We start from the raw sequence: 6,111 nt of genomic DNA, 5'->3' as shown, positions 1-6,111 counted from the left end.
CCCTGCCTGTCGATGCCGAGGCGCTGGAAACTGCACTGGCCACCAAACTGGCGCGTCCATGTGCAAGCCAGGAGTTGACCACCTACGGTTTCGTCGCGCCATTCGGTAAAGGCGAAGATGCTCCACTGGTGCATGTCAGCGGTGACTTCCTGCTGATTTCTGCACGTAAAGAAGAACGCATTCTGCCTGGCAGCGTCGTGCGTGACGCGGTCAAGGAAAAGGTCGAAGAGATCGAAGCCGAGCAGATGCGCAAGGTCTATAAGAAGGAACGCGATCAGATCAAGGATGAAATCATCCAGGCTTTCCTGCCGCGTGCCTTCATCCGTCGCTCGTCGACCTTTGCGGCCATTGCGCCGAAAACGGGTCTGATCCTGGTCAACTCGGCCAGCCCGAAACGTGCCGAAGACCTGCTCTCCACGCTGCGTGAAGTGATCGGCACCCTGCCCGTCCGTCCGCTGACCGTGAAGATGGCACCGACCGCTGTGATGACTGATTGGGTCACCACGCAAAAAGCCGCCGACGATTTCTATGTACTGGACGAGTGCGAACTGCGCGACACCCACGAAGACGGCGGTATCGTGCGCTGCAAGCGCCAGGACCTGACCAGCGAAGAAATCCAGTTGCACCTGAGCACCGGCAAAGTCGTCACTCAGTTGTCGCTGGCCTGGCAGGACAAGTTGTCGTTCATGCTCGACGACAAAATGACCGTCAAGCGCCTGAAGTTCGAAGACCTGTTGCAGGATCAGGCGGAACAGGACGGCGGCGACGAAGCTCTAGGCCAACTGGACGCCAGCTTCACCCTGATGATGCTGACGTTCGGCGACTTCCTGCCGGCGCTGGTTGAAGCGCTGGGCGGGGAAGAGACTCCGCAGGGGATCTAAAGACCAACGGAGTTCAAACTGTGGGAGCGGGCTTGCTCGCGAAAGCGGTGTGTCATTCAAATAAATATTGGCTGACCCGACGCCTTCGCGAGCAAGCCCGCTCCCACAATTGGTTTTGTGGTGTGACTAATAATAAGGATCGGGCCATGCGCGCACTGGCTGCACTCAGCCGCTTTGTCGGCAACACCTTCGCTTACTGGGTTCTGATTTTCGCCGTCGTGGCGTTCCTGCAACCGGCATGGTTCCTTGGCCTCAAAGGCGCCATCGTGCCGTTGCTCGGACTGGTGATGTTCGGCATGGGCCTGACCCTCAAACTCGACGACTTCGCTGCCGTTGCCCGCCACCCATGGCGTGTAGCGCTGGGCGTGGTCGCGCATTTCGTGATCATGCCCGGCGTGGCGTGGTTGTTGTGCCAAGCGTTTCACCTACCGCCAGAAATTGCTGTCGGTGTGATTCTGGTTGGCTGCTGCCCCAGCGGCACCTCCTCCAACGTGATGACCTGGCTGGCCCGCGGCGACTTGGCGCTGTCGGTGGCCATCGCCGCCGTCACCACCCTCCTCGCCCCGCTGCTGACCCCGGCACTGATCTGGCTGCTGGCCTCGGCGTGGTTGCCGGTGTCATTCATGGAGCTGTTCTGGTCGATCCTGCAAGTGGTGCTGCTGCCGATCATCCTCGGCGTCGTTGCTCAACGTTTGCTCGGCGATAGGGTTCGCCACGCGGTCGATGTGTTGCCTCTGGTGTCGGTGGTCAGCATCGTGATCATCGTCACCGCCGTGGTAGCGGCCAGTCAGGCGAAAATTGCCGAATCCGGCCTGCTGATCATGGCCGTGGTGATGCTGCACAACAGCTTCGGCTACGTGCTGGGTTACTTCACCGGGCGCCTGTTCAAGTTGCCGTTGGCCCAGCGCAAATCGCTGGCACTGGAAGTCGGGATGCAGAACTCCGGTTTGGGCGCCGCGCTGGCCAGCGCGCATTTCTCGCCATTGGCGGCAGTGCCGAGCGCGCTGTTCAGCGTTTGGCACAACATTTCCGGGGCACTGCTTTCGACATACTTCCGGCGAAGGAGTGAGAAAGAAGATCGTCAAATGCTGTCACGACAAACAGTGGACTGATTTCAAAACTTGATCCTTGGGTTAATGCTCGTCAGACTATTTCGCAACGCGGGGACGACCCTGCGGCTCGATCGAGTCATTAACCCGGGGACGACCCCATCAATCGATGGAGGTCTCCCATGTCCTGGATCATTCTGTTTTGCGCCGGCCTGTTTGAAGTCGGCTGGGCCGTCGGCCTGAAATACACTGACGGCTTCACCCGCCCGCTCCCCACCGCACTGACCGTTGCGGCCATGGCCATCAGCCTTGGCCTGCTGGGCCTTGCGATGAAGGAGTTGCCGCTGGGCACGGCTTATGCGATCTGGACCGGCGTCGGTGCCGTGGGCACGGTGATTGCCGGAATCATTTTGTTTGGCGAGTCGATGGCGCTGATTCGGCTGGCCAGTGTGGCGTTGATCATTACCGGGTTGATTGGCCTCAAGGTCAGCGCTTAGGCCACAACTGCTTTCGCGAGCAAGCCCGCGCCCTCAGTTGACCGTATTCCTCTGACAGAACGCGGCTGAATGTGGGAGCGAGCTTGCTCGCGAAGGGGCCCTTGAAGTCAGCGACTATCTGACTGTCCCGCGCAACGCCCCCACCAACTCCTGCAATTTCGCCGGCTGCGCGGCTTCCACAGCCACCGCCGGTCCGGCCACCAACGTCACCCGCGACCACAACCGGCGGAACACGCCCTTGTTCGGATCGCGACTGAAGAAACTCCCCCACAACCCCTGCAATGCCAGCGGAATCACCGGCACCGGTGTCTCCTCCAGAATCCGCGTCAGTCCGCCCTTGAACTCGTTGATCTCGCCATCGGCCGTCAACTTGCCTTCCGGAAAGATACACACCAGCTCACCGTCCTTCAGATACTGGGCTATCCGGCTGAAGGCCTTTTCGTAGATCTGAATGTCTTCGTTGCGTCCGGCAATCGGAATTGTCCCCGCCGTGCGGAAGATAAAGTTCAGCACCGGCAGGTTGTAGATCTTGTAGTACATGACAAAGCGAATCGGCCGACGCACCGCGCCGCCAATCAGCAAAGCGTCGACAAACGAAACGTGGTTGCACACCAGCAGCGCTGCACCTTCATCCGGAATCGCTTCCAGATTGCGATGCTCCACGCGGTACATGGAATGGCTGAGCAGCCAGATCATGAAACGCATACTGAACTCGGGAACGATCTTGAAAATGTAGGCGTTGACGCCGATGTTCAGCAGCGAAACCACCAGAAACAGCTGCGGAATCGACAACTTGGCCACACTCAGCAACACGATCGAGACAATCGCCGAGACCACCATAAACAGTGCGTTGAGAATGTTGTTGGCCGCGATCACCCGCGCCCGCTCGTTCTCGGCGGTGCGCGACTGAATCAGTGCGTACAGCGGCACGATGTAGAAACCACCGAAAACGCCAAGACCGAGAATGTCGATCAACACTGCCCAGGTGTGTGCGAAGCCGAGCACTTCGGTCCAGCTATGGCCGGTGACGCTGTCGGGAATTCCACCGGAATGCCACCACAGCAGCAGGCCAAACACAGTCAGGCCGAACGAGCCGAAAGGCACCAGGCCGATCTCGACTTTGCGCCCGGAAAGCTTTTCGCAGAGCATCGACCCCAGCGCGATACCGACCGAGAACACCGTAAGAATCAGCGTGACCACGGTCTCATCACCGTGCATCCACTCCTTGGCGTAGGCCGGGATTTGCGTCAGATAAATCGCCCCGACAAACCAGAACCACGAGTTGCCGACAATCGAGCGCGACACCGCTGGCGTCTGGCCCAGACCCAGTTTCAAGGTCGCCCAGGACTGGCTGAAGATGTTCCAGTTCAAGCGCATTTGCGGCGACGCAGCCGCCGCACGGGGAATGCTGCGGCTGGCCAGATAGCCCAGCACCGCGATGCCGACGATGGCGGTCGACACCAGTGGCGCGTAATGAGTAGAAGACATGATGACCCCGGCACCGATGGTCCCGGCCAGAATCGCCAGAAACGTGCCCATCTCCACCAACCCGTTGCCACCCACCAGCTCATCCTCGCGCAATGCCTGCGGCAGGATTGAATACTTCACCGGCCCGAACAAGGCCGAATGCGTGCCCATGGCGAAGAGCGCGACCAGCATCAGTGACAGATGATCGAAGAGGAAACCGACCGATCCCACCGCCATGATGGCGATTTCCGCCAGTTTGATCAGACGGATCAGCGCATCCTTGGCGAACTTCTCACCAAACTGTCCGGCCAGCGCCGAGAACAGGAAGAACGGCAGGATAAACAGCAGCGCGCACAGGTTGACCCAGATGGAGCGGTCACCTTCGATGGTCAGCCGATAAAGAATGGCGAGGATCAACGACTGCTTGAACACGTTGTCGTTGAACGCACCGAGCGACTGCGTGATGAAAAACGGCAAGAAGCGCCGGGTGCGCAGCAGGTTGAACTGTGAGGGGTGGCTCATCTTCCGTGTGTACCTGTTTTTGTAGAGGGAGGCCTGGATACTTCTTATTGGAATCTCGAACCGCGATCCAGGCCACACCTTACCTAAACTTTTCAGGTTATTTCTTCAAACCTGCAATGCACGGCGAGACAAACAGCTCGCCGCGCCAGGCGCCTTGCAGGGTTCGTTTGCCGACAATCAGCCACATCACCGCCAGCAAAGCGACCAACACCGTGCCGAAAATACTGAAAAATGTCAGGTTGAGAGTGCTCGCCAGCTTCAAGGTTGCCAGCGAATACACGCCCAACGGGAAGGTGAATCCCCACCAGCCGAGGTTGAACGGGATGCCGTCACGCAGATAGCGAACGGTGATCAGCAACGCCATCAACATCCACCACAAGCCAAAGCCCCACAAAGTGATCCCAGCGACAAGTCCCAGACCCGCAGCGATTTCACCGATGCCCGGTAGACCGTTGGCCGCGAAGATGGCCGGCGCATCAGCGCCCAGCAGCAACATGCCCAGCGCCCCGGTGCCGATAGGTCCGAGTGCCAGCCAACTCGACGCTGCCATGTTTTCGTGAGGCAGTTTGTGCAGGGCCATACGCAGCAGCAGGATGGTCAGAATGCTGAACGCTACCGGTAGGGAAAATGCCCAAAGCACGTAGCTTGTGGTCAACACCACCAGTTGCGAGTGGGCATCGGTCAGGTGCGGGGCGAGCAAACCACCGCTGGCCGCCGCGACTTCCGCAGCCACGACTGGCAACAGCCAAACGGCGGTCATCTGATCAATGCTGTGTTCCTGGCGCGTGAACATCATGTACGGGATCAACACGCCGCAGGCCAGCGACATCGCCACATCAACCCACCACAGCACTTCAGCAAGCTGAATCACCCCATCGCCCCAGCGCGGCAGACCGAACACCAGAAAGCCGTTGATGATCGTCGCCAGCCCCATGGGAATGGTGCCGAAGAACATCGACACGGTGGAATGGCCGAAAATCCGCCGCGCCTCGTCGAAAAACAGCATCCAGCGGGCGGCGTAAGCAGCACTAAACAATGAGAACAACAGGATGTTGAACAACCACAACCCTTCGGCCACAGCGTGCATCCCGGGAAGGGTCAACGGCAATTGCGCCAGTGCCAACGCCAGCACGCCGGTGCCCATGGACGCGGCGAACCAGTTAGGGGTGAATTGACGGATCACTTCACGCGGATGCTGAAGTTGATTGAACGGCTTGACGCCGGGTTTGGCGCTGTTGGGGCAAGTCATCGTGAACTCCTGTCCTCTGGTGAGGTTGAGTCCATGGTAGAACCGAATCGAATATCTATATAACGGGTAATATCTCTAACTGTTATCTGTTTTGCCAATAAGCAGTCAAACGCTACCTTCGCTCTCGATCACCAGAATCCGCGCCGCGCCTTGCGGATGGGCGACATGCTCGGTGCCAACCGAGGCGTAGAAGATGTCGCCAACGTCAAGCTGCACCTGTTTTTCTTCGCCCTCCTCGCGGTAATGCATCGACACTTGCCCATCGAGCACCACGAACACTTCCTCGCCATCATTGACGTGCCATTTATAGGGCTGATCGGTCCAATGCAGGCGTGTGGTGATGCCGTTCATGTTGGCGATGTCCAGCGCACCCCAGGCTCGGTCAGCAGTGAAAGTTTTGCTGCGAATAATCTTCATGAGTCGATCCGTGAGAAGAATGGCCGGGC

6 protein-coding genes are annotated in these 6,111 nt (G+C 58.9%); 3 read left to right on the top strand and 3 right to left on the bottom strand.

Annotation, left to right across the window (positions count from 1 at the left end; all coding sequences use genetic code 11):
* Window positions 1–2: 2 nt before the first annotated feature.
* From rdgC to sugE, 3 genes are all read left to right on the top strand, one after another.
* Window positions 3–881 (top strand): recombination-associated protein RdgC, encoded by an 879-nt coding sequence (gene rdgC, locus ACIOU6_RS20195; protein WP_401138716.1) that lies wholly within the window; start codon window positions 3–5, stop codon window positions 879–881.
* A 146-nt stretch (window positions 882–1,027) separates the two neighbouring features.
* Window positions 1,028–1,993 (top strand): bile acid:sodium symporter family protein, encoded by a 966-nt coding sequence (locus ACIOU6_RS20190; protein ID WP_401138715.1) that lies wholly within the window; start codon window positions 1,028–1,030, stop codon window positions 1,991–1,993.
* A 119-nt stretch (window positions 1,994–2,112) separates the two neighbouring features.
* Window positions 2,113–2,427 (top strand): quaternary ammonium compound efflux SMR transporter SugE, encoded by a 315-nt coding sequence (gene sugE / locus ACIOU6_RS20185; RefSeq protein ID WP_221732219.1) that lies wholly within the window; start codon window positions 2,113–2,115, stop codon window positions 2,425–2,427.
* A gap of 114 nt (window positions 2,428–2,541) precedes the next feature.
* Here sugE and ACIOU6_RS20180 read toward each other — a convergent pair whose 3' ends face one another.
* The 3 genes from ACIOU6_RS20180 to ACIOU6_RS20170 form a co-directional block, all read right to left on the bottom strand.
* Window positions 2,542–4,416, bottom strand: coding sequence for an MFS transporter (locus ACIOU6_RS20180; RefSeq protein ID WP_401138714.1), 1,875 nt, complete (start codon window positions 4,414–4,416; stop codon window positions 2,542–2,544).
* A 97-nt stretch (window positions 4,417–4,513) separates the two neighbouring features.
* Window positions 4,514–5,665: a TDT family transporter gene (locus ACIOU6_RS20175; protein ID WP_401138713.1), complete on the bottom strand. Its 1,152-nt coding sequence runs from the start codon at window positions 5,663–5,665 to the stop codon at window positions 4,514–4,516.
* Between the two features lie 105 nt (window positions 5,666–5,770).
* Window positions 5,771–6,082 carry a cupin domain-containing protein gene (locus ACIOU6_RS20170; RefSeq protein WP_221732216.1) on the bottom strand — a complete coding sequence of 104 codons (312 nt, stop codon included), beginning with the start codon at window positions 6,080–6,082 and terminating at the stop codon, window positions 5,771–5,773.
* Window positions 6,083–6,111 lie beyond the last annotated feature (29 nt).

Origin of the sequence: Pseudomonas sp. NPDC087615, assembly GCF_044743445.1 — a bacterium.
Taxonomy (GTDB): Bacteria; Pseudomonadota; Gammaproteobacteria; order Pseudomonadales; family Pseudomonadaceae; genus Aquipseudomonas; species Aquipseudomonas baetica_A.
Note: the sequence above shows the minus strand (reverse complement) of the source record. Positions and strands in the feature narration are given on the sequence as shown.